General features: G+C 68.8%; 26 protein-coding genes. 12 read left to right on the forward strand and 14 right to left on the reverse strand.

What is annotated here, in order from left to right:
* Positions 1–6: 6 nt before the first annotated feature.
* Genes PX554_RS05385 through PX554_RS05395 form a run of 3 tightly spaced genes read left to right on the forward strand, consistent with a single transcriptional unit; the run spans position 7 to position 4,366 of the window.
* Complete coding sequence (locus tag PX554_RS05385) at positions 7–708, forward strand: VIT1/CCC1 transporter family protein (RefSeq protein ID WP_093221225.1); 702 nt, start codon at positions 7–9, stop codon at positions 706–708.
* Positions 705–3,275, forward strand: a complete 2,571-nt coding sequence (locus PX554_RS05390) for a cation-translocating P-type ATPase (protein WP_275499605.1) — start codon at positions 705–707, stop codon at positions 3,273–3,275. Before PX554_RS05385 ends, PX554_RS05390 begins: the two co-directional genes overlap by 4 nt.
* On the forward strand, positions 3,272–4,366 hold the full coding sequence (locus tag PX554_RS05395) for an AI-2E family transporter (RefSeq protein ID WP_275499607.1): 1,095 nt from the start codon (positions 3,272–3,274) through the stop codon (positions 4,364–4,366). Before PX554_RS05390 ends, PX554_RS05395 begins: the two co-directional genes overlap by 4 nt.
* A 27-nt stretch (positions 4,367–4,393) precedes the next feature.
* Here the strand turns inward: PX554_RS05395 and PX554_RS05400 are convergent, their stop codons facing one another.
* Entirely contained in the window at positions 4,394–5,299 is a 906-nt protein-coding gene (locus tag PX554_RS05400) for an alpha/beta hydrolase (RefSeq protein ID WP_275499993.1), read from the reverse strand.
* Between the two features lie 217 nt (positions 5,300–5,516).
* Here PX554_RS05400 and PX554_RS05405 point away from each other — a divergent pair, with 217 nt between their 5' ends.
* Positions 5,517–5,852, forward strand: a complete 336-nt coding sequence (locus PX554_RS05405) for a lysozyme inhibitor LprI family protein (RefSeq protein WP_093221236.1) — start codon at positions 5,517–5,519, stop codon at positions 5,850–5,852.
* On the opposite strand, the gene PX554_RS05410 is transcribed toward PX554_RS05405, so the two are convergent.
* From PX554_RS05410 to PX554_RS05460, 11 genes are all read right to left on the reverse strand, one after another.
* Complete coding sequence (locus PX554_RS05410) at positions 5,836–7,326, reverse strand: efflux transporter outer membrane subunit (protein ID WP_275499609.1); 1,491 nt, start codon at positions 7,324–7,326, stop codon at positions 5,836–5,838. The two genes, PX554_RS05405 and PX554_RS05410, sit on opposite strands and share 17 nt — an antisense overlap.
* Positions 7,326–8,900, reverse strand: coding sequence for an MDR family MFS transporter (locus PX554_RS05415; RefSeq protein ID WP_275499611.1), 1,575 nt, complete (start codon positions 8,898–8,900; stop codon positions 7,326–7,328). The genes PX554_RS05410 and PX554_RS05415 overlap by 1 nt, the downstream gene beginning before the upstream one ends.
* Entirely contained in the window at positions 8,893–10,071 is a 1,179-nt protein-coding gene (locus PX554_RS05420) for an HlyD family secretion protein (RefSeq protein ID WP_275499613.1), read from the reverse strand. The genes PX554_RS05415 and PX554_RS05420 overlap by 8 nt, the downstream gene beginning before the upstream one ends.
* Before the next feature lie 121 nt (positions 10,072–10,192).
* Positions 10,193–10,759 (reverse strand): TetR/AcrR family transcriptional regulator, encoded by a 567-nt coding sequence (locus PX554_RS05425; protein ID WP_093221244.1) that lies wholly within the window; start codon positions 10,757–10,759, stop codon positions 10,193–10,195.
* Positions 10,760–10,841: 82 nt separating this feature from the next.
* Complete coding sequence (locus PX554_RS05430) at positions 10,842–11,051, reverse strand: hypothetical protein (RefSeq protein WP_275499617.1); 210 nt, start codon at positions 11,049–11,051, stop codon at positions 10,842–10,844.
* A 46-nt stretch (positions 11,052–11,097) separates the two neighbouring features.
* Positions 11,098–11,928 (reverse strand): S-formylglutathione hydrolase, encoded by an 831-nt coding sequence (fghA, locus tag PX554_RS05435; protein ID WP_275499994.1) that lies wholly within the window; start codon positions 11,926–11,928, stop codon positions 11,098–11,100.
* Positions 11,928–12,308 carry a VOC family protein gene (locus tag PX554_RS05440; RefSeq protein WP_275499619.1) on the reverse strand — a complete coding sequence of 127 codons (381 nt, stop codon included), beginning with the start codon at positions 12,306–12,308 and terminating at the stop codon, positions 11,928–11,930. Before PX554_RS05440 ends, fghA begins: the two co-directional genes overlap by 1 nt.
* A 4-nt stretch (positions 12,309–12,312) precedes the next feature.
* Positions 12,313–13,425 (reverse strand): S-(hydroxymethyl)glutathione dehydrogenase/class III alcohol dehydrogenase, encoded by a 1,113-nt coding sequence (locus PX554_RS05445; protein ID WP_275499621.1) that lies wholly within the window; start codon positions 13,423–13,425, stop codon positions 12,313–12,315.
* 48 nt (positions 13,426–13,473) lie between these two features.
* Positions 13,474–14,142 (reverse strand): pentapeptide repeat-containing protein, encoded by a 669-nt coding sequence (locus tag PX554_RS05450; RefSeq protein WP_275499623.1) that lies wholly within the window; start codon positions 14,140–14,142, stop codon positions 13,474–13,476.
* A gap of 4 nt (positions 14,143–14,146) precedes the next feature.
* Positions 14,147–14,503, reverse strand: a complete 357-nt coding sequence (locus tag PX554_RS05455) for a GntR family transcriptional regulator (protein ID WP_093221256.1) — start codon at positions 14,501–14,503, stop codon at positions 14,147–14,149.
* 37 nt (positions 14,504–14,540) lie between these two features.
* Entirely contained in the window at positions 14,541–15,119 is a 579-nt protein-coding gene (locus tag PX554_RS05460) for a nitroreductase family protein (RefSeq protein WP_093221258.1), read from the reverse strand.
* A 123-nt stretch (positions 15,120–15,242) separates the two neighbouring features.
* Between PX554_RS05460 and PX554_RS05465 the strand changes: the two genes are divergently transcribed.
* From PX554_RS05465 to folP, 7 genes are all read left to right on the forward strand, one after another.
* A complete protein-coding gene (locus tag PX554_RS05465) occupies positions 15,243–17,054 on the forward strand; it encodes a peptide MFS transporter (RefSeq protein WP_275499626.1) in 1,812 nt (603 codons plus the stop codon).
* Positions 17,055–17,292: 238 nt separating this feature from the next.
* Positions 17,293–18,630 (forward strand): phosphoglucosamine mutase, encoded by a 1,338-nt coding sequence (gene glmM, locus PX554_RS05470; RefSeq protein ID WP_275499628.1) that lies wholly within the window; start codon positions 17,293–17,295, stop codon positions 18,628–18,630.
* 138 nt (positions 18,631–18,768) lie between these two features.
* The gene (locus tag PX554_RS05475; protein WP_093221266.1) at positions 18,769–18,999 is read left to right on the forward strand and encodes a DUF1272 domain-containing protein; all 231 of its coding nucleotides are present in this window, start codon (positions 18,769–18,771) and stop codon (positions 18,997–18,999) included.
* Positions 18,996–20,243, forward strand: coding sequence for a bifunctional hydroxymethylpyrimidine kinase/phosphomethylpyrimidine kinase (locus PX554_RS05480; protein ID WP_275499631.1), 1,248 nt, complete (start codon positions 18,996–18,998; stop codon positions 20,241–20,243). The genes PX554_RS05475 and PX554_RS05480 overlap by 4 nt, the downstream gene beginning before the upstream one ends.
* The gene (locus tag PX554_RS05485; RefSeq protein WP_275499633.1) at positions 20,243–20,878 is read left to right on the forward strand and encodes a ribonuclease HII; all 636 of its coding nucleotides are present in this window, start codon (positions 20,243–20,245) and stop codon (positions 20,876–20,878) included. The genes PX554_RS05480 and PX554_RS05485 overlap by 1 nt, the downstream gene beginning before the upstream one ends.
* 142 nt (positions 20,879–21,020) lie before the next feature.
* Positions 21,021–22,157 carry a site-specific DNA-methyltransferase gene (locus PX554_RS05490; protein ID WP_093221270.1) on the forward strand — a complete coding sequence of 379 codons (1,137 nt, stop codon included), beginning with the start codon at positions 21,021–21,023 and terminating at the stop codon, positions 22,155–22,157.
* 121 nt (positions 22,158–22,278) lie between these two features.
* Positions 22,279–23,334 (forward strand): dihydropteroate synthase, encoded by a 1,056-nt coding sequence (folP, locus tag PX554_RS05495; protein ID WP_093221272.1) that lies wholly within the window; start codon positions 22,279–22,281, stop codon positions 23,332–23,334.
* Positions 23,335–23,348: 14 nt separating this feature from the next.
* Here folP and PX554_RS05500 read toward each other — a convergent pair whose 3' ends face one another.
* On the reverse strand, positions 23,349–24,074 hold the full coding sequence (locus PX554_RS05500; protein WP_275499637.1) for an SDR family NAD(P)-dependent oxidoreductase: 726 nt from the start codon (positions 24,072–24,074) through the stop codon (positions 23,349–23,351).
* A 96-nt stretch (positions 24,075–24,170) separates the two neighbouring features.
* Here PX554_RS05500 and PX554_RS05505 point away from each other — a divergent pair, with 96 nt between their 5' ends.
* The gene (locus PX554_RS05505; RefSeq protein WP_275499639.1) at positions 24,171–24,560 is read left to right on the forward strand and encodes a winged helix-turn-helix transcriptional regulator; all 390 of its coding nucleotides are present in this window, start codon (positions 24,171–24,173) and stop codon (positions 24,558–24,560) included.
* Positions 24,561–24,688: 128 nt separating this feature from the next.
* On the opposite strand, the gene PX554_RS05510 is transcribed toward PX554_RS05505, so the two are convergent.
* On the reverse strand, positions 24,689–26,110 hold the full coding sequence (locus tag PX554_RS05510; protein ID WP_093221279.1) for a sigma-54-dependent transcriptional regulator: 1,422 nt from the start codon (positions 26,108–26,110) through the stop codon (positions 24,689–24,691).
* Positions 26,111–26,247: the final 137 nt, after the last annotated feature.

Here is a 26,247-nt window from a genome sequence, read left to right on the forward strand (position 1 = left end):
GCGGCGATGACCAGGTTGCGTGTGCATCGTGAACATCACCTCGTCTCCCGGATCGGCTGGCTGCGCGCCGCCGTGCTCGGCGCCAATGATGGGATCGTCTCGACCGCGAGCCTGATCATCGGCGTCGCCGCCGCTGCCGCCCGGCCGGCGGACATATTGGTCGCGGGCGCGGCCGGACTGGTCGCCGGCGCGATGTCGATGGCGGCGGGCGAATATGTCTCGGTCAGCTCGCAATCGGACACCGAACAGGCCGATCTCGCGCGCGAGCGCAGCGAACTCGCCGGGGACACCGCCGCCGAGGTCAACGAACTGGCCGGCATCTATGTCGAACGCGGCGTCGATCCGGCGACCGCGCAGATCGTCGCGCGGCAATTGATGGCGAAGGACGCGCTCGCCGCGCACGCCCGCGACGAACTGGGTATCTCGCGGATCACGACCGCGCGGCCGATCCAGGCGGCGTTCACGTCCGCCGCCACCTTCACCACCGGCGCCGCGCTGCCGCTCGCGATCGTGTTCGTGGCGCCCGCGCGGTGGCTGGCGCCGAGCGAGGCGGTCGGCTCGCTGCTGTTCCTCGCGCTGCTCGGCGGCATCGGCGCGCGCGCGGGCGGCGCGCCGGTCTGGACCGCGACGCTGCGCGTGACCTTCTGGGGCGCGCTCGCGATGGCGCTGACCGCCGGGATCGGGCTGGCGGTCGGCACGGCGGTATGACCGCCGCCGCGCACCGCCACGTGGGCCTGACGGCGGCGGCGGCGGCGGAGCGGCTTACCGCCGAAGGCCCGAACGCCCTGGCGCAGGCGGGCCGGCGCTCGACCGTGGCAATCGTGCTCGACGTGCTGCGCGAGCCGATGCTCGCGTTGCTGCTGGCGGGCGGCGGCGCCTATCTGCTGCTCGGCGATCTGGCCGAGGCGTTGATCCTGCTCGCCTTCGCGACCTTCTCGGTCGTCGTCACCGTCGTGCAGGAAGCGCGCACCGAACATGTTCTGGAAGCGCTCCGCGATCTCTCGGCGCCGCGCGCGCTGGTGATCCGCGACGGCGCGCGCATGCGCATCGCCGGGCGGGAGGTCGTCCGGGACGATCTGATGGTGCTGGAACAAGGCGACCGGGTGGCCGCCGATGCCGTGCTGGTGGAGGCGGCGGATCTCCAGACCGACGAATCGCTGCTCACCGGCGAATCGCTGCCGGTCGGCAAGACGGTCGCCGCCGAAGGCCCGGTGCCCGATATCCGCCGGCCCGGGGGCGAGGGCCAGCCCTTCGTCTATTCCGGCTCGCTCGTCACGCGCGGCACCGGCATCGCCCGCGTCATCGCGACCGGGCCGCGTAGCGAAATCGGTAGGATCGGCCAGGCGCTCGCCACGCTCGACACCGAAGCGCCGCGTCTGCGCCGCGAAACGACGCGGATCGTCACCTGGTGCGCGGCGGGCGGCGCCACGGTCGCGCTGCTCGTCGTGCTGCTCACGGGCTTCTTGCGCGGCGGCTGGATCGAGGCGATCCTCGCCGGCATCGCGATCGGCATGTCGATGCTGCCCGAGGAGTTTCCGGTCGTCCTCACCGTCTTCCTCGCGATGGGCGCGTGGCGAATCGGCAAGGTCGGCGTGCTCACGCGCCGCGCGGCGGCGATCGAGACGCTCGGCTCGGCGACGGTGCTGTGCACTGACAAGACCGGCACGCTGACCGAGAACCGCATGTCGGTCGCCGAACTCTGGCTCCCGTCGGGCGAGACGCTCGCGCTCGGGCCGGGCGTGACCGTCCCCGAGGCCTATCGCGGCCTTATCGAAACCGCCGCGCTCGCCAGCGCGGTCGAGCCGACCGACCCGATGGAGATCGCGCTGCACGCCGCGCGCGGTGCCGCGCCGCAACCGGGGGCGTCGCGGGGCGCGCTGGTCCACAGCTATGCACTGCGCCCCGAACTGCTCGCGGTGTCGAACATCTGGGATGACGGCGCGGCTCTCGTCCTTGCCGCCAAGGGCGCGCCCGAGGCGATCGCCGCGCTGTGCCACCTGCCGCCGGAACCGTTCGCCGAAATGACCGCCGCGATCGAGGCGATGGCGGTGCGCGGCATCCGCGTCCTCGCCGTCGCCACGGCGGCCCCGCGCGACCGCGACTGGCACGAGACGCAACACGGCTATGACTATGACCTGTGCGGCCTCGTCGGGCTGGCCGATCCGCTCCGCGCGAGCGTGCCGGGCGCGGTCGCCGAATGTCGCGGCGCCGGCATCCGGGTCGTGATGATCACCGGCGATTACGCCGCCACCGCGCGATCGATCGCCGATCAGGCCGGGCTCGCCGCAGGGGATGTGCTGACCGGCGCCGAACTCGCCGCGCTGGACGACGCCCGGCTCGCCGAGCGGCTGAAGCGCGTCACCGTCTTCGCGCGCATCATGCCCGAACAGAAGTTGCGCATCGTGCAGGCGTTCAAGGCCGACGGCGAGATCGTCGCGATGACCGGAGACGGCGTCAACGACGCGCCCTCGCTCAAGGCCGCGCACATCGGCATCGCGATGGGCAGGCGCGGCACCGATGTCGCGCGCGAGGCGTCGTCGATCGTGCTGATCGAGGATGATTTCGGGGCGATCGTGCAGGCGGTTCGGCTCGGGCGGCGGATCTACGACAATATCCGCAAGGCGATGTCCTTCATTTTCGCGGTCCATGTGCCGATCGCGGGGCTGGCGCTGCTGCCGCTGGTGTTCGGGCTGCCGGTGTTGTTCGGCCCGATCCATATCGCCCTGCTGGAAATGGTGATCGACCCGGTCTGCGCGCTGGTGTTCGAGGCCGAAAGCGGCGAAGACGACATCATGCGACGCCGTCCCCGCGATCCATCCGAAACCTTGTTCTCCGTGGCGATGGTCGTGTGGAGCGTGTTCCAGGGGTGCGCCGCCTTCGCGACGCTGGCATTGGTCTTCGTGGTCGAGCGATCGACCGGCATGTCCGACACCGAACTGCGCGCGCTGATGTTCTTTGCGCTGGTCGCGGAGATCATCGCGCTGATACTGGTCAACCGGGCGTTCGGCAGCTCGATCGGCCAAGCGGTCGCGCGCGCCAACGCGGCGCTCCGCTATGTGCTCGGCGCCATCGCGAGCGTGACCGTGCTGATCCTGTTCGTGCCGCAGTCGCAAGCGCTGCTGAAATTCGGGTCGATCCGCTGGAGCGACATGGCGCTCGCGCTCGGGCTGGGCATGGTCCTGCTGATCCTGCTCGAAGGGTGCAAGCCGCTCGTCCGGCACCTGCTCGCCCGCCTCGTGCCGGCCGGCACGCGCGGATTGGCCGCAACGGCATGATGGAGCATCCCGGCCAAAAGACGCCGGCGGGGGTCTTCCTGCTGGCGCTGGTCGCTGCCGCCACCGTGGCGTTCCTCTGGCTGATCGCACCTTTCGCGGGCGCGATCCTGTGGGCGGTGATCGCGGCGGTGCTGTTCGAGCCGCTCAACGCGCGCGTGCTCGGCATGATGCCGCGGCGCCGCAGCGGCGCCGCGCTGATAACCTTGCTCATCATCGTCGTGGTCGTCGTGGTTCCCGCGATGCTGCTCGCCGGCGCGCTGCTGCGCGAGGCGACGGCCTTCTACGCGCGTGTGCATGCCGGGGAGATCGACATCGGACGGCTGTTCGTCGAGGCGCAGGCGCATCTGCCGGGCTGGCTGAGAGGTTGGCTGCGGGACATCGGCCTCGGCGACGTGGACGGCCTGCGCACCAAACTCGCCCAGGGGGTCGCGAGCAGCTTTCGCACCGTGGCCGCGCAGGTGCTGAGCATCGGCCAGGGCACGTTCGGGTTCTTCGTCGCGCTGGGGGTGATGCTTTACCTGACCTTCTTCCTGCTGCGCGACGGCCATGCGATCGCGGCGCGGATCGAACGCGCGATCCCGCTCACCGACGGCCAGCGCGCCGTGCTGATCGGCAAGTTCGTCGCCGTGATCCGCGCGACCATCAAGGGCAGCCTGATCGTCGCCATCCTGCAGGGCGCGACCGGCGGACTCGTGTTCTGGGCGTTGGGGCTGCCCGGCGCCTTGCTGTGGGGCGTCGCGATGGGCGTGTTCTCGTTGTTCCCGGCGATCGGGACCGGCATCGTCTGGGTGCCGGTCGCCATCTATCTGTTCGCCACCGGCGCGATCTGGCAGGGGATCGCGCTCGCTGGCTGCGGCTTCTTCATCATCAGTAGCGTCGACAACGTCGTCCGCCCGTTCCTGGTCGGGCGCGATGCGCGCATGCCCGATTATGTCGTCCTGATCGCCACGCTGGGCGGGTTCGAGCTGATGGGGTTCAACGGCTTCGTGGTCGGGCCGGTCATCGCGGCGCTGTTCATGGCGGTGTGGGACATTTTCATCAGCGCCCGCCCCGCCCCCGACCCGGTCGTCGAACCGCCGCCGGGGGCGTGACGCCCCCGCCGTCCGGCCGCTTTCGCGTCAGCCGGCGGGCTTCATCCAGTCATGCATCGTCATCCAGCGCGCGAATTCGTCAAACCAGCCGGTGCTGGTCGTCTTCTTCGGGTACATGCCGAAGCCGTGTCCGCCCTGTTCGAAGAAGTGGAACTCGACCGGGCGCTTGGCCGCGCGCCAGCTCTCGATCAGCCCGAAATTGCCGTTGCCGAACAGCGGATCGTCCGCGGCGAGCGCGACGAACAGCGGCGGCGCGTCGGCGGGCACCGTCACCGCCGCGAGCGAGCCATAGACGTTGCCGACGAAGGCCGGCTTCGCATCGGCCGCGCCGTTGAGGGTGGTCGCCATCGTCAGCATCGCGCCCGCCGAAAAGCCGACCATGCCGATCCGCGCCGGATCGACATGCCATTCGGACGCGCGGCTGCGGATCAGCGCGAAGGCAGCGCGCGCGTCGGCGAGCTGCGGGCCGAGATTGGCCATCATCGCCGCCACGTTCGGGCGCGGCGCCCCGCCGGCGGCGCGCTCCTGGAGCGACCGCTGATAGGCGGCCATGTCGCCGGGGGTCTGGTTGAGCCGGTACTTGAGCACGAAGGCGGCGACGCCACGCGCGGCGAGCGCGCGGGCGACATCCCACCCCTCGTTCTGCATCGACAGCGTGGTGAAGCCGCCACCGGGCGCGACGATGACGGCGGTGCCGCTCGCCTTGGCGGGGTCCGGCAGGAAGGGCGTGAGCGTCGCCACCGTCACGTTGCGCGCGAAGACGCTGTTATACTGGCTGTGCCAGGATTCCTTGGCGGTCGCGCCGGGCAGCGGCCCGGTGTCGAGCTCGATCGCATTCGGCTGGCTCGGGACCGCGATCGCCACCATCCGGTCGGCCTGCGCCAGCGCGGGCGAAGCCGTTGCCAGCGCGAGAACCAGCGCCGCCGCCGTCATCCGCACGCCCGACCGCCGGATCGCGCGAGTCAGTCTTCCCGAATTGGTGTGCCCCATTGTCCATCTCCCCTGATTTGTCCGGGTTTTGCGCCACGCGGCGGGCTCAGTCAATCGCATCGGGCGGTCGCCCGGCTTGACATGCCCCCGCGCCGCTTGCCATCCGCGCGGACCGTTTCGGCGCGCGCGCCGGCGCGGCCGAACCGGGAGAAGGACGCAGATGCTGTTATCGATCCTCGCGCTGGCCGCCGCCACGCCCAACGCCTGCCTCGACCAGACCTCGACCGCCGCGATCGCCGAGTGCTTCACGCGCCAGACCGCGCAGGCCGACGCGCGGCTCAACGCCGCCTACAAGGCGGCGCGGGCGCGCATTCCAGCGCGGCAGGCGGCGGCGTTGCAGGCCGCGCAGCGCGCGTGGATCGCATATCGCGATGCCAATTGCCACGCCTATGCGCTCGGCGAGGGCACGATCTCCCGGATCGAGGCGGCGCAATGCGCGTTCGACACGACCAGCCGCCGCGCCGACGAACTGGCGGCGTTCAGCCGCCGGAACTGACCGGCGCCGAACCGGCCGGCGGCGCGCCGGCGGGGTCGCTCCAGCCGAGCCCGAGGCTCTTCTGCACGCCGATATAGGCGTTGGTCAGTTGCGCCTTGGCCTGCGCGACCGCGATCGCCGCCGACAGCCGCTGGCGTTCGATATCGAGCTGGTCGATCAGCGTGCTGGTGCCCGCCCGATAGCGCTGCGCATTGAGCTGGGCGGATCGCTCCGCCGTCGCCTCGGCCCCACGCAACTGGCCAAGCTGCTGGCGGACGTTGCCGAACAGCGACAGGTTGCGCTCGGCATCCTGAAGCGCCTCCAAGACCGTCTCGCGATATTGCGCCTCGGCCTGGTCGCGCTGCGCCTCGGCGGTGTGGATCGCGGCGCGGGTGCGGCCGAAATCGAGGAACGACCAGCTCAGCATCGGCGCGACCAGAGACGTCAACTTGCCCGGATCGAACACATCGCCCGGATTGGTGCCGCCCAGGCCGAGGATGCCCATGAAGTTGATCTTGGGATACAGCTTGGCGGTCTGCACGCCGATATTGGCGTTGCCCGCAGCGAGCGCGCGCTCCGCCGAACGGATATCGGGGCGGTGCGCGATCAGCGTCGCCGGGTCGCCGATCGGAACCTGCGCGGGCGGCAGCGGCACGGGCGCGCCCGCGTCGAGCTGCGCGTCGAGCGCGCCCGGCGTCCGCCCGGTCAACACCGCGAGCTGATCCTTATACTGGTCGATCTGCGCGGCGAGCGGCACGTTCTGCGCGTCGGTGTTCTGGACCTGGGTCTGCAGGCGCACGACGTCGAGTTGCGACGCCGTGCCCGCGCGCAGGCGCTGGCGGGTGAGATCGAGCGCCTGGCGCTGGAGCCGGCTCGATTCGGCGTTGAGCCGCTGGCGTTCCTGCACGTCGCGCAGATTGACATAGGCTTGCGCGACCTGCGCCGACAGGCTGACCTGCGCGTCGGCGAGATCGGCGAAGCGCTGCGCGACACCCGCGCGCGCCTGTTCGATGCCGCGCCGGCCGCCACCGAACAGATCGAGTTCCCAGGACGCCTGTCCGCCGAGATTGTAGAAATTGAGCGACGAGACATCCCCGCCGCCGCTGCTGCCGCCATTGCCGCTGTCGCTCGATCCGACCAGGTTGGTGCCCGGCAGCCCGGCATGCAGATAGGTGGCGTTGGCGCTGATATTGGGAAGTTCGTTGGCGCGGCGCGAGCTGAGTTGCGCCTGCGCCTCGCGGATGCGCGCCTGCGCGAGATCGATATTGGGGCTGTGCGCCAGCGCGTCGTCGACGAGCCGGTCGAGCGTCGTGTCGCCGAGCGCCTCCCACCAGCGCGCGAGGCCCGGCGCGGGGACGAACGCCGCGTCCTTCGCGCGCACGAAGCCGCCGCGCGCGACCGCGTCGGACGCGGCCTTGGGCGGGCCGGCATAGTTCGGGCCGACCGTACACGCGCCGAGCAACGCCAGCGCGACGAGGGGAGTATGTTTCAGCATCAATGCACCGCCGCAGATTCGGAATGCTTCGGCAAGGGCCGAAGGAAGAAGATGAGCGGCAGCACGATCAGCGCGCCCATGCCCATCACGAAGAAGATGTCGTTATAGGTCATCACCAGCGCCTCGATCTGGATCTGGCCGCCGATCAGCCGGTACGCCGCCGCCTGGCTGCCGACGGTTCGCGCCGTCGCGGCCATGTAATCCTGCACCGCCACCGAATTGGCGTGGAGCGACTCCTCCATCCGCCGCGAATGCAGCCACACCCGCTGATCCTGGATGATCGAGATGCCGGCAAGCGCGAGGCTGCCGCCAAGGTTGCGCGCGGCGTTGTACAGGCCCGAAGCGTCGCCGGCATCGGCGGGCGGAACCGATTGCACCGCCGCCTGGCTGAGGAACAGCATCGTCAGGATCTGGCCGACGCCGCGTAACAATTGCGAGGCGGTGAAGTCGCCGCCGGTCGATTGCGCGTTCAGGCTCGAATCGATCAGCGCCGAGGTGCCCATGATGATAAGCCCCATCCCTACCGCGATACGGATATCGATCCGCTTGAGCAGGATCGGCACGACCGCCATCAGCAACAGACTGGGGATACCCGACAGCAGCACGACCTTGCCCGATTGCAGCGAATTGTAATCGGCAATCGAAGCGAGGAATTGCGGGATCACATAGGATGTGCCGTACAGCACGATGCCGAGCACGATCCCCATCAGCGCCACCGATCCGAACTGACGATCGAGCAGGAGGCTGAGCTTGATGACCGGCCGCTTCGCGAACACCTGCCCGGCAAACAGACAGATGAAGCCGACCGCCGAAATCGCCGTCACCGTGCGGATCACGCTCGAATCGAACCACAATTCGCGCTGGCCCTCTTCGAGCACGACGGTCAGCCCGCCGAGCCCGAGCGCGAGCCCGGCGATGCCGAGCCAGTCGGCGTTGGCGAATTCGCCGAGCTTGGCCTTCTGGTGGGGCAGACCGACGAACAGCAGCACCGCGAGCACCACGCAGATCGGCAGGTTGATGAAGAAGGCGTAGTGCCAGCTCACGTTCTCGGTCAGCCAGCCGCCGAGCAGCGGGCCGATCACCGGCCCCATGATCGCGACCACGCCGAACATGGCGATGCCGACCGGCTGCTGCGCGCGCGGCAGCCGCTGCGCGATGATGGTCTGCGCGGTCGGGATCAGCGCGCCGCCGGTGAACCCCTGCCCGACCCGACCGATAATCATCTGCGTCAGGTTGGTCGAGGTGCCGCAGATCAGCGAGAAGCCGGTGAACAGCACCGTCGCGATCAGCAGGAAGGTGCGCAAGCCGAGCATCCGCGTCAGCCACGCCGACAGCGGGATGATGACGATCTCGGCGACCAGATAGGCGGTGGCGACCCACGTCCCCTCCGTGCCGCTCGCGCCGATCTCGCCCTGGATCGTGGGCAGCGCCGAGTTGACGATCGAGATGTCGAGTGTCGCCATCAGCGCGCCGAGCGTGCCCGCCGCCACCGCCAGCCAGGCGCTGGCATCGGCGCGGCGCCCCTCGGCATCGGCGGGCGGCCGCGCCCTGGGCACGGCGGCGGAACTAGCCACGCGTACGGGCCTTTTCGCGCTGCTTTTCCTGATCGCGAATATGGTCGAGTTCGCCCTTCGCGCCGATCGTGTTGACCGTCACCGTCACCGACAGCCCGGGGACGAGCAGCTTGCGCGCCGCCGGGGTCGCGTCGATCGCGATGCGGACCGGAACGCGCTGGACGATCTTGGTGAAGTTGCCGGTCGCGTTCTGCGGCGGCAGCAGCGAGAATTCGCCGCCGGTGCCGGGCGACACGCTCTCGACTCGGCCGTGCAACTCGGTGCCGCCGAGCGCATCGACCTCGATCGTCGCCGGCTGTCCGGCGCGCATCAGCGCGAGCTGGGTCTCCTTGAAATTGGCGGTCACATAGATCTTGTCGAGCGGCACCAGCGACATCAGTCGCGTACCGGCCTGCGCGAACTGGCCGAGCGTCACCGTCTTGTCTCCGATGCGGCCGTTGATCGACGCACGCAGGATCGTCGCGCCGACATCGACGTTCGCCGCGGCAAGCTGGGCGCGCGCGCCCTGCGCCTGCGCCTCGCCCTGCCGCACCTGCGCGCGGATGCTGGCGATGCGGCGTTCCTGCGCGACCAGCGCCGCCGCCTGCGCACGCGCGTCCTCGGCCGATTGCTTGGCGGCAAGCTGCAATTGCGCGAGTTGCTGACGGGTCTCGGCACCACTCGCCGCGAGCGGCGTGTACCGCGCGACCTCGGCCGCGTCGTGCGCGGCTTTCGTGCGCGCGGCGGCGAGCTGCGCGCGCACCTGGTCGATCGCAGCATATTGCTCGGCGATGCCGGCGCGCGCGTTCTCGGTCGATGCCGCGGCCTGCGCGATCTGCGCCTGCGCCTGTTCGGCGCGCGCGCGATAATCGCGCGGGTCGATGCGGACGAGCGGATCGCCGGCCTTCACGTCCTGGTTGTCGATCACCAGCACCTGCTCGACATAGCCGCTCACCTTCGGCGCGATCACCACCGCATCGGCGGCGATCGTCGCGTCATCGGTCGATTGCAGATATTTGCCGACGGTCTGGTGATGGATGAACCAGACGATGCCGAGCACCACCAGCACGACCACGACCGCCAGCAGCACCAGCTTGGTGACCGGGCTGAGCTTGGACTTCTTGGCAGCGGCTTCGGGCTGATCCTGCGCCGGCGCGTCGTCGCGCACGGTCTGATCGGGCGTGTCGCTCATCGCGCCGCCACCGCCTTCGCCTTGCGTGATGGGAGCGCCCCAACCGTCCGTCCGTCTGCATATCGCGCCATCATGAAACCCTGCATGTTTGACCAGTCAGTCGTTTAAAGTTGAAATGAAATCAGCCGATCATCCGCCACAGCGCGTCGAAGCCGGTCTGGCGATGCGCATCGGCATTGGCGGGATCCTGATTGATGAAGTCGACCGTCGCGTCGGCGACCGCGTGCATCAGCGCCGCGAACAGCCCGAACGGCGCCGCGTGCATCGGGCCATTCTCCCGCGCCCGCTCGACGAGCGCGGTGATCTCTCCATACGCGCAGCGGACGCGGTCGCGGCTCGCCGCGCCGACCTCGTCGGAGACGTTGAGCTGCATCATCGCACGGCGTTTCTCCGGATAGCTTTGCGCCCAGCGCAGCGAGCACGACCAGACATGAAAGAGTTGCTCGCGCGGGCTCTGCTCCATCGGCATATCCGCCAGCGCGAGCGAGGCGATCTCGCTCTTGAGCTCGATATAGAGCTGGTTGAGCAGATCGGCCTTGGTCTCGAAATAGGTGAACAGCGATCCGTTCGAGACACCCGCCGCCTTGGCGATCAGCGCTGTAGGCGCGCCGAGTCCCTGCGCGGCGATGATCCGCGTCGCCGCCGCCATGATCGCGTTGCGCTTGTCGTCGCTTCTCGGCCTCGCCATGGCGCGCCGTCTATTAAAGAGTGTTCAGTCGGTCAAGCCAGAAATGTTGCACTGCGACAAGCGCGACTCAACGCCCCGATCGTCAGGGGTTCGACGTACCCGGCGCCTTCTTGACCAGCCCGCCAGCCCATTCGATCTCGCCCGCATCGGGCGCGATCACCGTGATGCCCTCGTCGGTCCCGCCGGCATCGCCGGTCGCGTCCGCCGTCGTGTCGTCGCCTTCGGTGCCCTGAACCCCGCCGACATCGCGGTCGATCTCATCCTCGCGCCCGGTGGCCGTATCGTCGGTCATGTCGTTCTCCTCAGAGCCACCCAACGCGTGAGGACCACGAACGGGTTCAGCCGAGGCGCTCCGCATGCCAGCGCAGATGATCGGCCATGAAGGTCGAGACACAATAATAGCTATGGTCGTAGCCGGGCTGGAGCCGGAGCGTGAGCGGGATACCGGCATCGTCACATGCCGCCGCAAGCAACTCCGGGCGCAATTGTTCTGCCAGAAAGGGATCGGCGTCGCCCTGATCGACCAGCAGCGCGTCCAGCCGCGCGCCGTCCTCGATCAGCGCGACCGCGTCGTGCGCGCGCCACACCGCCGAATCGTCGCCGAGATAGCCGGTGAGCGCTTTCCGCCCCCACGGCACCTGGCTCGGCGCCACGATCGGCGCGAAAGCGGAGACGCTGCGGAAGCGGTCGGGGTTGCGCAGGCCGATCGTCAGCGCGCCATGCCCGCCCATCGAATGGCCGGTGATCCCCTGCCGCGCCGTGTCGGCGGGGAACTCGGCCGCGATCAGCGCGGGGAGTTCCTGCTCGATGTACGAGCGCATGTGGAAATGCGCGGACCACGGCGCTTGCGTCGCATCGACGTAAAAGCCCGCACCCTGCCCGAAATCATATTCGGGCGCGTCCGCCACGCCCTCGCCGCGCGGCGACGTATCGGGCGCGACGAAGATCAGCCCCAGCTCCGCGCAGGCGGCGCGATACTCGCCCTTCTCCGTGACATTGGCGTGCGTGCAGGTCAGTCCTGACAGGAACCACACGACCGGCAGGCGCGCCCCCGGCGCGTGATCGGGCACGAACACCGAAAAGGTCATCGTCGTCCCGGTCGTAGCCGACGCGTGCCGGTACACGCCCTGCACGCCGCCATGTGCGCGCGCGGTGCTGACCGTTTCGATCATGCGACGATCCGGTGCGCGGCGCAGAGCTTGTTGCCAGCGGGATCGCGCAAATACGCGGCGTAGGCGCGGCCGAGCCGCGTGTCGCGGTGGCCGGGCGGGTCCTCACAGGCGCTGCCGCCATGCGCCAGCCCGGCGGCATGCCACGCATCGACCGCTTCGATCGAGCCGGCCCGGAAGCCGATCGTGCCGCCGTTGGCGCACGACGCCGCCGCGCCATTGATCGGTTTGGTCACGATGAAGATGCCCCCGTCGTGCGCGTAGAGGAAGCGATCCTCGGCGCGGCGCGCCGGCGCGATGCCGAGCGCGCCGAGCGTCGCGTCGTAGAAGCGCTGCGACGCATCGAGATCGTCGGCACCGAGCATGATGTGGGTGAACATCGCCTCAATACACCACGACCGAGCGGATGCTCTCGCCCGCGTGCATCAGCTCGAAGCCCGTGTTGATCTCGTCGAGCGAGAGGACGTGGGTAATCATCGGGTCGATCTCGATCTTGCCGTTCATATACCAGTCGACGATCTTGGGCACGTCGGTGCGACCCTTCGCCCCGCCGAACGCGGTGCCGCGCCAATTGCGCCCGGTGACGAGCTGGAACGGACGGGTCGAAATCTCCTTGCCCGCCTCGGCCACGCCGATGATGATCGAGGTGCCCCAGCCGCGATGGCACGCCTCGAGCGCGGTGCGCATCACCTCGGTGTTGCCGGTGCAATCGAACGTATAGTCCGCGCCGCCGTCGGTGAGCGCGAGGATTTCAGCGATCGTCTCCTCGCGCGATTTGCCGCGCGCGTCGATGAAGTCGGTCATGCCGAAGCGGCGGCCCCATTCCTCCCGATCCGGGTTGATATCGACGCCGATGATCTTGTTCGCGCCGGCCAGCTTCGCGCCCTGGAGCACGTTGAGGCCGATTCCGCCCAGCCCGAACACGACGATGTTGTCGCCGACCTGCACTTTGGCGGTGTTGACCACCGCGCCGACGCCGGTCGTCACGCCGCAGCCGATATAGCAACTCGTCTTGAACGGCGCGTCCTCGCGGATCTTGGCGACCGCGATCTCGGGCAGCACGGTGAAGTTCGAGAAGGTCGAACAGCCCATGTAGTGGAAGATCGGCTGCCCCTTGTAGCTGAACCGAGTCGTGCCATCGGGCATCAACCCCTTGCCTTGGGTCGCGCGGATCGCGGTGCACAGGTTGGTCTTGCCGCTGAGGCACGATTTACACTGGCGGCATTCGGGCGTGTAGAGCGGGATGACGTGATCGCCCGGCGCCACGCTGGTGACGCCCGCGCCCACTTCGCGGACGATGCCCGCGCCCTCGTGGCCCAGCACGCTCGGGAACAGCCCCTCGCTGTCGAGCCCGTCGAGCGTATAGGCGTCGGTATGGCAGATGCCGGTCGCCATGATCTCGACCAGCACCTCGCCCGGCTTCGGGCCTTCGAGATCGAGTTCCACGATCTCCAGCGGCTTTTTGGCTTCGAACGATACGGCAGCGCGGGTTTTCATACGGCTTCTCCTGATCGCGCGCCTCTTATCGCTCCCGGTCCGGATGCGCTACCGCACGTTGAGGCCGAGCTCGCCCAGCAACTGCCCGGCCTGGTCGCGCGAGATCGTCGCGCCCCGGAACAGCGCGGCATCGACCAGCCGCAACCCGCCGAGATCGGCACCGCGCAGGTCCGCGCCCGTGAAGCGCGAGCCCGCCATGTTGCCGTCGCGCAGGCTGCACGCTTCAAACACCGCGTGGCGGAAATCGCATTTGCGCAGATCGGCACGGCTGAGATCGAGCCGGGTTAGCGTCTGCTTGAGGAACGAAAAGCCCGCCAATCTCGCGTCGATCAGCAACGTCTCTTCGAACCGCAGCTCGAGTGCGCGCGCATCGGTGAAGTCCGCGCCCGTCAGCTTGCAGCCGGTGAACGACGCCGCCGGCAAGGTCGCGCCGCGCAACAGCGCATTGTTGAAATCGCTCGCCACGAACACCGCATCGCCGAGTTCCGCGCCGGTGAAAGTCGCGAACGCGCCGCGACACGATCGCCAGTGCGTCCGCTCAAGCCGCGCGCCGGAGAAGTCGGCGCGCCGCAGGCCGCAGCGTTCGAAACGCCATCCCGACAGATCGAGCCGGCCAAGCTCGGCCTCGGCGAGATCGCAGTCGATCAGGCTCACGGGCGCCGAACCAGCCAGCGCGGCGATATCCGCGCGCGCGAGCGACTCGCCGGTGATCGTCACTCGCTCAGGCGTGGCTGCGTTCCAGCAGGTCGGCGGGATCGAGACCGAGCAGACCGATATGCTCCCGGATGCGCGGCCAGCTTTCGTTTAGAAACTGGGTCCGCTCGGCGTCGCGCAGCTTCTCCGCTGCACCCGGCAGCACGAACATGCCGACTCCGCGCCGCACCTCGACATAGCCGTCGTCCTGGAAGGTCTGGTATGCCTTCGCCACGGTGAGCGGATTGGCGCCATGCTGCGCAGCAAGCGCGCGCACCGAGGGGAGCTGGTCACCCGCGCGATAATCGCCGCGCAGGATCGCCGCCGCGATCGTGCCGCGCAGCCGGATGTACACGGGGCTGTCGTCGTTGCTGAGCGCTGTCATGCCATCTTAATACAGCAGCGGGGCGTGGCGTCCAGCCCTAGCCTGCCCAGGTCGAGACGACGTCGCCCAGTTCGGGCCGGGGGCGCTCGTCGAGGGTGCGCTCGGGCGTGCCGAGGAAGATGAAGCCGGCGATTCGCTCGGGCGCGGCGCCGAACGCATCGCGCACCGCATCCGAAAACGCCGGCCAGCCAGTCAGCCAGCCGCCGACGAAGCCCAGCGCATGCGCGGCGGTGAGCAGGTTCATGCACGCGGCGCCCGCCGAAAGCTCCTGCTCCCACAGCGGGATCTTGCTGGTCGGGTGGGGCGCGGAGAGCACCACCACCAGGGCCGGCGCCTGATGCGCGAACTGGACGAGCGACTCGAGTTCGACGCGCGTCGCCTGCGGCCGCTCGGCGCGGTACGCCTCGGTGATGACCTCGGCGAGCCGGTCGCGCTTGTCGCCGGGCACGATCACGAAGCGCCACGGCGCGATCTTGCCGTGATCGGGCGTGCGCGCGGCGATGGTGAGGATCGTTTCCATCTGTTCGGGCGAGGGGCCGGGCGCGATCATGTCGCGCGGCTTGCCCGAGCGGCGCGTGGCGAGCAGCGCGAGCGGCGAACTGGTGTCGTTGAACATGGCCCGGCCCTGTAGCGCGGCAGCGGACATATTTACAGCCGGCGGAATGCCGCTAGTTTCATCTGCTACAAAACACCGCGCGACCAAGCGCGGCGCGTCGCGTTTTTAGGAGCACATTAGAAAATGGTGGACACCCCGACCGCGGATAGCCCGCGAGAGCCGGACATCACCCATGTCAATCCGGCGGCGAGCGGAACGTGGTTCGGCCACCCCAAGCCGCTGTTCTGGCTGTTCGGCACCGAGATGTGGGAGCGGTTCGGCTATTACGGGATGCGCGCGCTCCTGACGATCTACCTCACCAAGCATTTCGTGCTCGGCGACCGCGCCTCGACCGGGCTGTACGGCGGCTATACCGCGCTGGTGTATCTCACCCCCTTGGTCGGCGGCTTCCTCGCCGATCAATATCTCGGCTCCAAGCGCGCGGTGAAGTTCGGCGCGCTGATGATGGCGGTCGGCTATTTCACGCTCGCGTTCGGCGGCCAGCCCGCCAAGCCGTATCAGGTGATCGACGGCCAGCGCTACGAAGTCGTGGTCGATCATTTCCGCGATGCGCCGACCAGCGATCCCAATGAGGTTCGCTCGCTGCTGTACCAGGGGCAGAAGCTCAAGATCCGCGGCAATGACGACGGCAGCCTCGCGCTGCTCGCCGCCGACGGCAGCGTGGCGCATACCGTGCCGGCCGGGCATTTCGCGGAGGAAGCCGAGCGCGATCCGCTGCTGACGATGATCCTGCTCATCGCGCTGTCGGTGATCTCGGTCGGCAACGGCTTCTTCAAACCCAATATCTCGACGATGGTCGGCGAACTCTACGCGCAAGGCGACCGCCGCCGCGATTCGGGTTTCACGATCTTCTACATGGGCATCAACACCGGTTCGTTCCTCGGGCAGATCCTGTGCCCGATCTTCGCCGACGTGTTCGGCTGGCCGTTCGGGCTCGGTTTCGCCGGCGTGGTGATGCTGATTTCGTGGGCGATGGTGAGCTTCCACGGCGGCCGGCTCGCGCTGGTCGGCAATCCGCCCGCCGACGCGGTGAAGGATCGCTCGAAGATCATCTATCTGTGTGCGCTCCTCGCGGTGCCGGCCTTCTATTTCCTGTTCACCAACCTGATGAGCGCGGCGCCGGCCGCGCCGGGATCGGGCTTCCTCGGCTATCTCGCGTCACTGTCGCTGATGGGCAAATTGCTGTTCGGCACCTTCCTCGTCTCGGTTCCCGCGATCATCCTGTGGTCGTGGTTCGCCGGCAGCCGCACCGAATTCCAGATGATGATGGCGGCGATGGTGCTCGTCACCTTCAACGTGATCTTCTGGACTTTGTTCGAACAGGCCGGATCGAGCCTGACACTGTTCGCCGACCGCAACACCGATCTCAGCGTGTTCGGGCTGTTCTCGCTGTCCGCGCCGCAAACGCAGAATTTCAACTCGATCGCGATCATGCTGCTCGCGCCGGTGATGAGCGTCGTGTGGGGCTTCCTCGCCCGGCGCAATCTGGAACCCTCGATCCCGGTCAAGTTCGGCATCGCGCTGATGGGGGTGGGCGCGGGCTTCCTGTTCCTCGTCTGGGGCACGACCTTCGTCGGCGCCGATTACAAGGTCGGGCTGTGGTGGCTCGCCGGCCTCTACGTGATCCACTCGCTCGCCGAACTGTGCATCTCGCCGGTCGGCCTCTCGATGATAACCAAGCTGTCGATCGCGCGCGTGGTCGGGCTGATGATGGGCGTGTGGTTCCTGTCGATCTCGGTCGCGCAATATGTCGCCGGCGTCGTCGCGCAATTCGCCAGCGTCGATACGGTCGGCGGACAGGTGACCAACCTCAAGGTCAGTCTCGACACCTATGTCGGCGTGTTCGTGACGATCTCCGAAGTCGCGATCGCGCTCGGCGTGGTGCTGCTCGCGCTGTCGTGGCCGCTCAAGCGCTGGATGCATGGGGTGACGTGAAAACCCGTTCGTGCTGAGCGCTGGATGTCTGGCGTGACGCCCCCCGTCCGTCCCGTTCGTGCTGAGCCTGTCGAAGCCCGTCCTGAGCGGCTGGCTTGCCGGCCAGCCGAAGGGCACGTGCCCCAAACGTCGCGCCCTTGGCACGCCCTTCGACAGGCTCAGGGCGAACGGGTACAGGGGTCGCGCAGGCGACGAACCCACGATATTGAGCGCAAACAACCGATCCGGAACCCCACGCATGGCACGCAAATATTTCGGCACCGACGGCATTCGCGGGCTGACCAACAAGAGCCCGATGACGGCGGCGATGGCGATGCAGGTCGGCATGGCGGCGGGCGCGCGTTTCCGGCGGGGCGATCACCGCCACCGTGTCGTGATCGGCAAGGATACGCGGCTGTCGGGCTATATGCTCGAAAACGCGATGGTGGCGGGTTTTACCTCTGTCGGCATGGACGTGGTGCTGGTCGGCCCGATGCCGACCCCGGCGGTGGCGATGCTGACGCATGCGATGCGGGCCGATCTCGGCGTGATGATCTCGGCCAGCCACAATCCGTATCAGGACAACGGCATCAAACTGTTCGGCCCCGACGGCTACAAGCTTTCCGACGCCGACGAACTCGCGATCGAGGCGCTGATCGACGGCGAGGTCGCGCTCGCGCCCGCCGAGGAAATCGGCCGCGCGCGCCGTGTCGAGGATGCGCGCGGGCGCTACATCCACGCCGCCAAATCGACCTTCCCCGGCGGGCTGACGCTCGATGGGCTCAAGATCGTCGTCGATTGCGCCAACGGCGCCGCCTATCAGGTCGCGCCCTCGGCCTTGTGGGAATTGGGTGCCGAGGTGATCGCGATCGGCGTCTCCCCCAACGGCAAGAACATCAACGACGGGGTCGGCTCGACCGCGCCGCAGGTGCTGCGCGAGACGGTGGTGGCGAGCGGCGCGCATATCGGCATCGCGCTGGACGGCGACGCCGACCGGCTGATCGTGGTCGACGAGAAGGGCCAGGTCGTCGATGGCGATCAACTCATGGCGACGATCGCGAGCGGCTGGGCGCGCGCGGGCCGGCTCAAGCAGGGCGGGCTGGTCGCGACGGTGATGTCCAACCTCGGGCTGGAACGCCACCTCGCCACGCAGGGCATCAAGCTGGTCCGCACGAGCGTCGGCGACCGCTACGTGCTCGAGGCGATGCGCGCGCAAGGCTATAACGTCGGCGGCGAGCAATCGGGACACATCATCCTGTCGGATTACGCGACCACCGGCGACGGGCTGGTCGCCGCGCTCCAGGTACTCGCCGAACTGGTCCGTTCGGGCGCACCCGCGAGCGAATTGCTCCACCGCTTCGATCCACTGCCGCAAATGCTCAAGAACGTCCGCTTCGCCGGCGGCAAGCCGCTCGAAGCCGAATCGGTCAAGGCGGTGATCGCCGCGGCCGAGACCGAACTGACCGGCAAGGGCCGCCTCGTCATCCGCCCCTCGGGCACCGAACCGGTGATCCGCGTGATGGCCGAAGGTGACGATCCCGGCCAGGTCGAACGCGTGGTCGATCGCATCTGCGACGCGGTGCGGGCGGCGGCGTAAAATGTCCCTCTCCCCTCGGGAGAGGGAGGGAGGAGCGAAGCGACGGAAGGGTGAGGGTGAGGCACGCCCCCGCCCTCACCCCGCGCCGCTTCGCGGCTTGCCCCTCTCCCGATGGGAGAGGGGAAAAAAGGAAACACAATGCTCGAAATGCGCCCCGATTGCGAACGCTGCGGCACCGATCTCCCCGCCAACGCCCCCGGCGCGTTCATCTGCTCGTTCGAATGCACCTTCTGCGCCGAATGCGCCGAGGATCTCGACGATCGCTGCCCGAACTGCGGCGGCGAGCTGATGGACCGGCCCGCGCGCACCGGCAAGGCGCTCGCCGGCAATCCGGGATCGAGCGTGCGCCGCTTCAAGGGACATGCGTGACCCCGCGCATCCTCATCATCGCCGGCTCGGACTCGGGCGGCGGCGCGGGCATCCAGGCCGACATCAAGACGGTGACGATGCTCGGCGGCCACGCCATGACCGCGATCACCGCGATCACCGCGCAGAACACCACCGGCGTGCAGGCGGTGCTGCCGGTCCCCGCCGACATGGTCGTCGCGCAGATCGAGGCGTGCGTGTCGGACATCGGCGTCGATGCGATCAAGATCGGCATGATCGGCTCGGCGGAGACCGCGCATGCGGTCGCGGATGCGATCGAAAGCCTGGAGGTGCCGATCGTGTTCGATCCGGTGATGGTCGCTACCAGCGGCGCGGCGCTCGCCGACGCCGACACGATCGCCGCGTTCGGCCGCCTGATGCGGCTCGCGACCTTGGTCACCCCCAACCTGCCCGAACTGGCCACGCTCTCTCCTCCCGTTCGCCCTGAGCTTGTCGAAGGGCGTGTCCCAGGCGCAGCGCCCGCGACACGTGCTTCGACAAGCTCAGCACGAACGGAAGGGAAAGCTGAGACGTCAGCGCGAACGGACGGAGACGCGGAAAGGCTCGCCGCCGCCACCGGCACCGCGATCCTCGCCAAGGGCGGCCACGCCGAGGGCGACACGCTGACCGACCGCCTCGTCGGCCCCGAAGGCGAGATCGCGCGCTGGGACAGCCCGCGCATCGAGACCCGCCACACCCACGGCACCGGCTGCACGCTCGCCTCGGCGATCGCCACCGAACTCGCGCGCGGCGCACCGCTGCCGCAGGCGGTCGCGCGCGGGCGCGGCTTCGTCCGGCTGGCGATGCTCGGCGCGCCCGGTTTCGGCGCCGGCCACGGCCCGATGGGGCACCAGAGCGTCCGGCTCGACGCGCCCGACGCCCCCACCCCCAATCAGATCACGCTGCCGCTCACCGATTTCGCCGCGAGCGCCGCCTTCTACGAAGCGCTTGGCTTGCGGCGCATCGTCGATGCCCCCCCGCGTTACGCCCGCTTCGAAAGCGCGGGCGGCGTCACGCTGTCGATCGAGGCGGCGGACGAAATGCCGGACGGCACGATGCTCTATGTCGAATGCGGCGATCTGGACGCCGCCGTCACCGCGTTGCGCACGCGCGGCGCAGCGGTGAGCGATCCCGCCGACCAACGCTGGGGCTGGCGCGAGGCGCGCACGCGTGACCCCGCCGGCAATGCGATCTGTCTCTATCAGGCTGGCGAGGCGCGCCGTTTCCCGGCATGGCGAATCGCCTGATGCCATCGCTCAAACATGAAAAGCTCTGCCTCGCGCCGGTCGTCGGCGTCGACGAGGCCGGGCGCGGTCCGCTCGCCGGGCCGGTGGTCGCCGCCGCCGTCATCCTGCCCGCGAAGGGCGTGCCGCGCGGGATCGACGATTCGAAGAAGCTGCCCGCCGCCGAGCGCGCGCGGCTGCACGATCGGCTGCGCGGCTGCGCGCAGATCGGCATCGGCATCGTCGAGGCGGGGGAGATCGACACGCTCAACATCTATTGGGCGACGATGAAGGCGATGACGCTCGCCGTGGAAGCGCTCGGCTGCGTGCCCGGCCACATCCTCGTTGACGGCAACCGGCTGCCCAAATGGAGCCATGCCGCCACCGCGATCGTCTCGGGCGATGCGATCAGCCTGTCGATCGCCGCCGCCTCGATCGTCGCGAAGCACACCCGCGACACGATCATGCTCGCGCATCACGAGGCGCATCCGCAGTACGGCTGGATCACCAACAAGGGTTATAGCGCGCCCGAACATCTGCGCGCCTTGCGCGAACACGGCCCCTCCCCGCTCCATCGGCGCAGCTTCGCGCCGGTCGCGGCGTTTTTTCGCGAAGCCGAGTCTTCGCCGCCACACGCTATCGCTGGGGCCTGTGGATAAGTCGGGACTCAACATCTGCGATCCTTCCCGAAATGTTCCGCCACGTTAACGATTTAGCAAGCCGAATCGTTAACCAATGTCCGCTTGACGCGAGTCTCGCGATCCGCAGGAAGGTGCGGACTTGGAAGCGGGGGGTACATGCATGGGATTGATGGAGAAGGTTAAGGCGCGCAAGGCGGCGCCGGTCGTGGCAGCTCCCGTCGAGCTCCCGCTCGACCAGATCCTCCAGCGGGATTGCATCGCCGCGATGCGCGCGCTGCCGCCCGCGTCGATCGACATGATCTTCGCCGATCCGCCCTACAACCTTCAGCTCGGCGGCGACCTGTCGCGCCCGGACGGCAGCCATGTCGATGCCGTCACCGACGAATGGGACAAGTTCGACAGCCTCTCGGCCTATGACACCTTCACCCGCGCATGGCTCGCCGAGGCGCGCCGCATCCTCAAGCCCAACGGCTCGATCTGGGTGATCGGCAGCTACCACAACATCTTCAAGGTCGGCTCCGCGATCCAGGATCTCGGCTATTGGATCCTGAACGACATCGTCTGGCGCAAGTCGAACCCGATGCCCAATTTCAAGGGCACGCGCTTCACCAACGCGCACGAGACGTTGATCTGGGCGTCGATGGGCGAAAAGGCGCGCTACACCTTCAACTATCGCAGCATGAAGACGCTGAACGACGAGTTGCAGATGCGCAGCGACTGGGAATTCCCGGTTTGCGGCGGGCAGGAGCGGCTCAAGAAGGACGGCGTCAAGGTCCACCCGACCCAGAAGCCCGAGGCGCTGATCTACCGCATCCTGCTCGCCTGCACCAAGCCGGGCGACGTGGTGCTCGATCCCTTTTTCGGCACCGGCACCACCGGCGCGGTCGCCAAGCGGCTCGGCCGCCACTGGATCGGCATCGAGCGCGAGGACGCCTATGTCGCCGCCGCGCAGGAACGGATCGACGCCGCATTGCCGCTCGACGAATCCGCGCTGACGACGATGCAAAGCCCCAAGGCCGCGCCGAAGGTGGCGTTCGGCGTGCTGGTCGAGAACGGCTATCTCACCCCCGGCGCGGTGCTGAGCGACGCCAAGCGCAAACACCGCGCGCTGGTCCGCGCCGACGGCAGCCTGCAAAGCGCGTGCGGGACGCACAGCGGCTCGATCCACAAGGTCGGCTCGCTCGTGCAAGGCGCGCCGGCCTGCAACGGCTGGACCTTCTGGCATATCGAGACCGAGACCGGCCTCGCCCCGATCGACACGCTGCGCCAGACGTATCTGCTCGCGACGCAGCCGTGACACCCGGCTGAGGAAGGCCACCCCACCCGTTCGTCCCGAGCGAAGTCGAGGGACACGCCCAGGCGCAACGTGTCTCGACTTCGCTCGACACGAACGGAGCGTGGGGGCTACGGCGCGTTCCATGACCACCCTCCACCTCCGCCCCACCCAGTTCGTCGATACCCCCGCCGCCCACCCGGACGGCGGCGTCGCGCGGCTGGCCGGCGGGATGCTGTGGTTCGCCGCCTATGAGGTGATCGAGCGCGGCACCAGGCGCACCGTGCCCGTCGCCGAGATCGCCACGCTCGGCCCACACGCCACCGCGATCCACGCGCGCGTCGTCGCCCCGCGTCCGCCGCTCACGCTCGGCGCGCGCACGCTGCGCTTCGATCAGCCGCTGGTCGCCGGCATCCTCAACGTCACGCCCGACAGCTTCTCGGACGGCGGCAAGCTCGAGAACGATCCCGAAGCCGCCGCCGCGGCCGGCGTCGCGATGGCGGCGGCGGGCGCGGCGCTGATCGACCTCGGCGGCGAATCGACCCGCCCCGGCGCGCCGCTCGTCTGGGAGGGCGACGAGGCCCGGCGCGTCGCGCCGGTCGCCGAACGGCTACTGCGCGCGGGCACTTTGGTCTCGGTCGACACCCGCAAGGGCGCGGTGATGGAAGCCGCGCTCGCGCTCGGCCCGGTGATCGTCAACGACGTCTCGGCGCTGCTCTGGGACGATCGCGCCGCCGGCATCGTCGCCCGCGCGGGCGCGCCGGTGATCCTGATGCACTCGCCCGATCCCAAACGCGGCCCCCACGGCGGCGATGGCTATACCGACGTGCTGACCGAAGTGTACGACTGGCTCGAGGCGCGCATCGACACGGTGGTCGCCGCCGGCATCGACCGCACGAAGATCTTGGTCGATCCCGGTATCGGCTTCGGCAAGGGCCTCGCCGACAATCTCGCGCTGCTGAACGGGCTCGCGCTGTTCCACGGCCTCGGCGTGCCGATCATGCTCGGCGCGAGCCGCAAGCGGCTGATCGGCGCGCTCTCGGGCGAAGCGCCGGTCGGCGAACGCCTCGGCGGCTCGGTCGCGCTGGCGCTCAAGGGCGCCGAGGCCGGCGTGCAATTGCTGCGTGTCCACGACGTCGCCGAGACGGTGCAGGCGCTGCGCGTATGGCGCGGCCTGAAGGACCGCGCCCTGCTGGGGTGAGGACGCGCCGCGGATCAGACCTGCGCCATGCCGCCATCGACCGGCAGTTCGGCGCCGGTGATGAAGCTGCTTTCGTCGCTGGCGAGGAACAACGCGGCCGAGGCCACTTCGTCGGCGCGCGCCATCCGGCCGAGCGGGATCAGCGTCGATAGCGCCTCGCGCACCTCATCGGAGACCGCCGCCATCATTGCGGTGTCCGTCGGCCCCGGTGCCACGACGTTGACGCGGATGTTGCGGGGCGCCAGCTCGTTGGCCCAGGTCCGCGCGAACGAGCGCACCGCGGCCTTGGTCGCGCCATAGACGCCATAGCCCTTGGTGCCGATCGCGTCGGCGATCGAGCCCACCAGCACGATCGAGCCGCCATCCGGCATGACCGCCGTCGCGGCCTTGGCGGCGAACAGCAGCGCGCGCACGTTGAGGTTGAAGGTCCGGTCGAAATGATCCTCGCTGATCTCGTCGAGCGTCGCGAACTCCGAGATGCCGGCGTTGACGGCGAGCACGTCCACCCGCCCGGCCTCGCCGCGCACCACTTCGAAGAAGGCGGCGAGCGCGGCCGGATCGGCAGCATCGACGCGGCGCGCGCGCAGCCTGCCGGTTCCAAGCTCGACCTCCTCCTCTTCGGCGCGGCGGCTGGTGGCGTAAACCGTGGCCCCTTCCGCCGCGAACCGCTCCGCGATGGCGCCACCGATGCCGCCATGGCCGCCGATCACGACGGCGATTTTTCCTGAAAGTCTGCTCATACGTCCTCCCGTCTCGGATGATGACGGGCAGATATCAATCCTATATCTAATCACAAGAAGGCACCAGGTGGTGCCTAGATAGTGAGATGTATACCCATGTCCCTAGACGTGCTCGACCTGCCGCTCGATGTCGGCGCGACGCGGCCCATCCTCGAACATATCGCCAACAAATGGACGGTGCTGATCCTCAGCGTCCTGTGCACGCGGCCGGCGCGGTTCAACGACTTGAAGCGCCGCCTCGACGGCATCACCCACAAGGCTCTGTCCGAGTCCCTGAAGCGTCTGGAGCGCAACGGCCTCATCAGCCGCAAAGTCCTGCCGACGCAACCGATCGGCGTCGAGTACACGATCACCGATCTCGGCTGCTCGCTACGCGAACCCTTCGCCGCGCTATACACTTGGTCGCTCGCCAACGGCGCAGCACTGGGCCGCGCGCAACGTGCCTATGACGCATCGAGACGCGACGGTGGGCTGGACGAGATTTAGCAGCCCGGGGGCGTGGGCCATCAAACCACGCCGCCGGCAAAGCCGGCGTCGGACGGATTCGCTGACGCGACCCGCCGTCCGGGCGAGGCGCTGCGCTTCGCGCCCTAGCGCGGAGCCGCGCCTGCGCCTCACGCCGCGCTGTCGATCCCCAGTTCGCCCAGCTTGCGGTACAGCGTCGACCGGCCGATCCCCAGCCGCCTCGCCACCTCGGTCATCCGCCCGCGGTAATGGCCGATCGCGAGCCGGATCACGTCGGCCTCGATCTCCTCGAGCGCGCGCAGGTTGCCGTCGGGGTGGAACAGCGTCACCCCGCCCGAGGTCGCCATCGGCGCGGCGGCGCTGACGGCGCGGCGTTGCGCGCCGAGCGCCGCGATCTGCGGGAAATCCGCCGGGGTCAGCGCCGCGCCCTCGCACAGCACCGCCGCGCGGAACAGCGCGTTCTGAAGCTGGCGGACGTTGCCGGGCCAATCATACCGGCACAGCAGATCGAGCGCCTCGTCGGTGATGCCGAGCGGCCGCAGCCCCGGCTGCTGCGCGATCCGCGCGAGCAGGTGGCGGGCGAGCGCCGGAATGTCGCCCGGCCGCTCGCGAAGCGGCGGGATCGTCACCTGCACCACGTTCAGCCGGTAATAGAGATCCTCGCGGAACCGCCCGGCCTCGACCTCGTCGATCAGCGTCTTGTTGGTCGCCGCGATCACGCGCACGTCGACCTCGCGCGCGTGGCGCGCGCCGATCGGCTGGATGTCGCCCGATTGCAGCACGCGCAGTAATTTGACCTGCGCCTCGAGCGGCATCTCGCCAATCTCGTCGAGGAACAAAGTGCCGCCATCGGCCTCCTGGAAACGGCCGATCTTGCGCTCGAACGCGCCGGTGAACGCGCCGCGCTCATGCCCGAACAGCTCGCTCTCGACGAGATTGGCGGGAATCGCGCCGCAATTGACGGTTATCATCGGCTTCTTGCCGCGCGGCGACGCGGCGTGGATCGCCTCCGCCACCACTTCCTTGCCAACCCCGCTCTCGCCCTCCAGCAGCACCGGCACGCGCGCGCGCGCCGCCTTCGCCGCGATCGCCAGCGCGGCGCGGAAATCGGGCGCCGAGCCGACGATCTCGTCGAACGCGAGCAGCGCCGGGATCTTCTCGGTGAGCGGCCGCAGCTCGCCCGCCGCCTGCCCCGCCACCGCCGCGTCGAGCGCGCCGAGCAGCCGTTCGGGGGCGAGCGGCTTGACGAGGAAGTCGGTCGCCCCCGCGCGCATCGCCGCCACCGCCTGCGCGACCGAGCTGTTGGCGGTGATCAGCAGCAGCGGCAGCGCCGGGCGCCGGCTGCGCACCTCGGCGATCAACATGGTCGGGTCGGCGTCGGGCGCCCAATGATCGAGCAGGATCGCGTCGAGCTGCATCCCGTCCTGCGTGCCGAGCATGGCGATCGCGGTCTCGCCGTCCTGCGCGAAGATCGCGCGCCAGCCGCGCCGCGCCGCGATCGCGGCGACGAGGCGGCGTTGCGCCGGCTCGTCATCGATCAGCATCAGCAGCCGTTGCCCGTTACGCGTCATCCGCCATCCCACAAAAGCCGTTCGAGCGGCCCGTTTAGGGTGGATCGGTAAAAGCGCCCTTAAACACCCGGTGCGGACTTGAGGGCGGGGCGCGCAGCGGTTAAGCCATATACCGATATAAGCATTGGGAGATGCGG

It is taken from the genome of Sphingomonas pollutisoli, from assembly GCF_029167165.1.
In the GTDB taxonomy this organism is placed as follows: Bacteria; Pseudomonadota; Alphaproteobacteria; order Sphingomonadales; family Sphingomonadaceae; genus Sphingomonas; species Sphingomonas pollutisoli.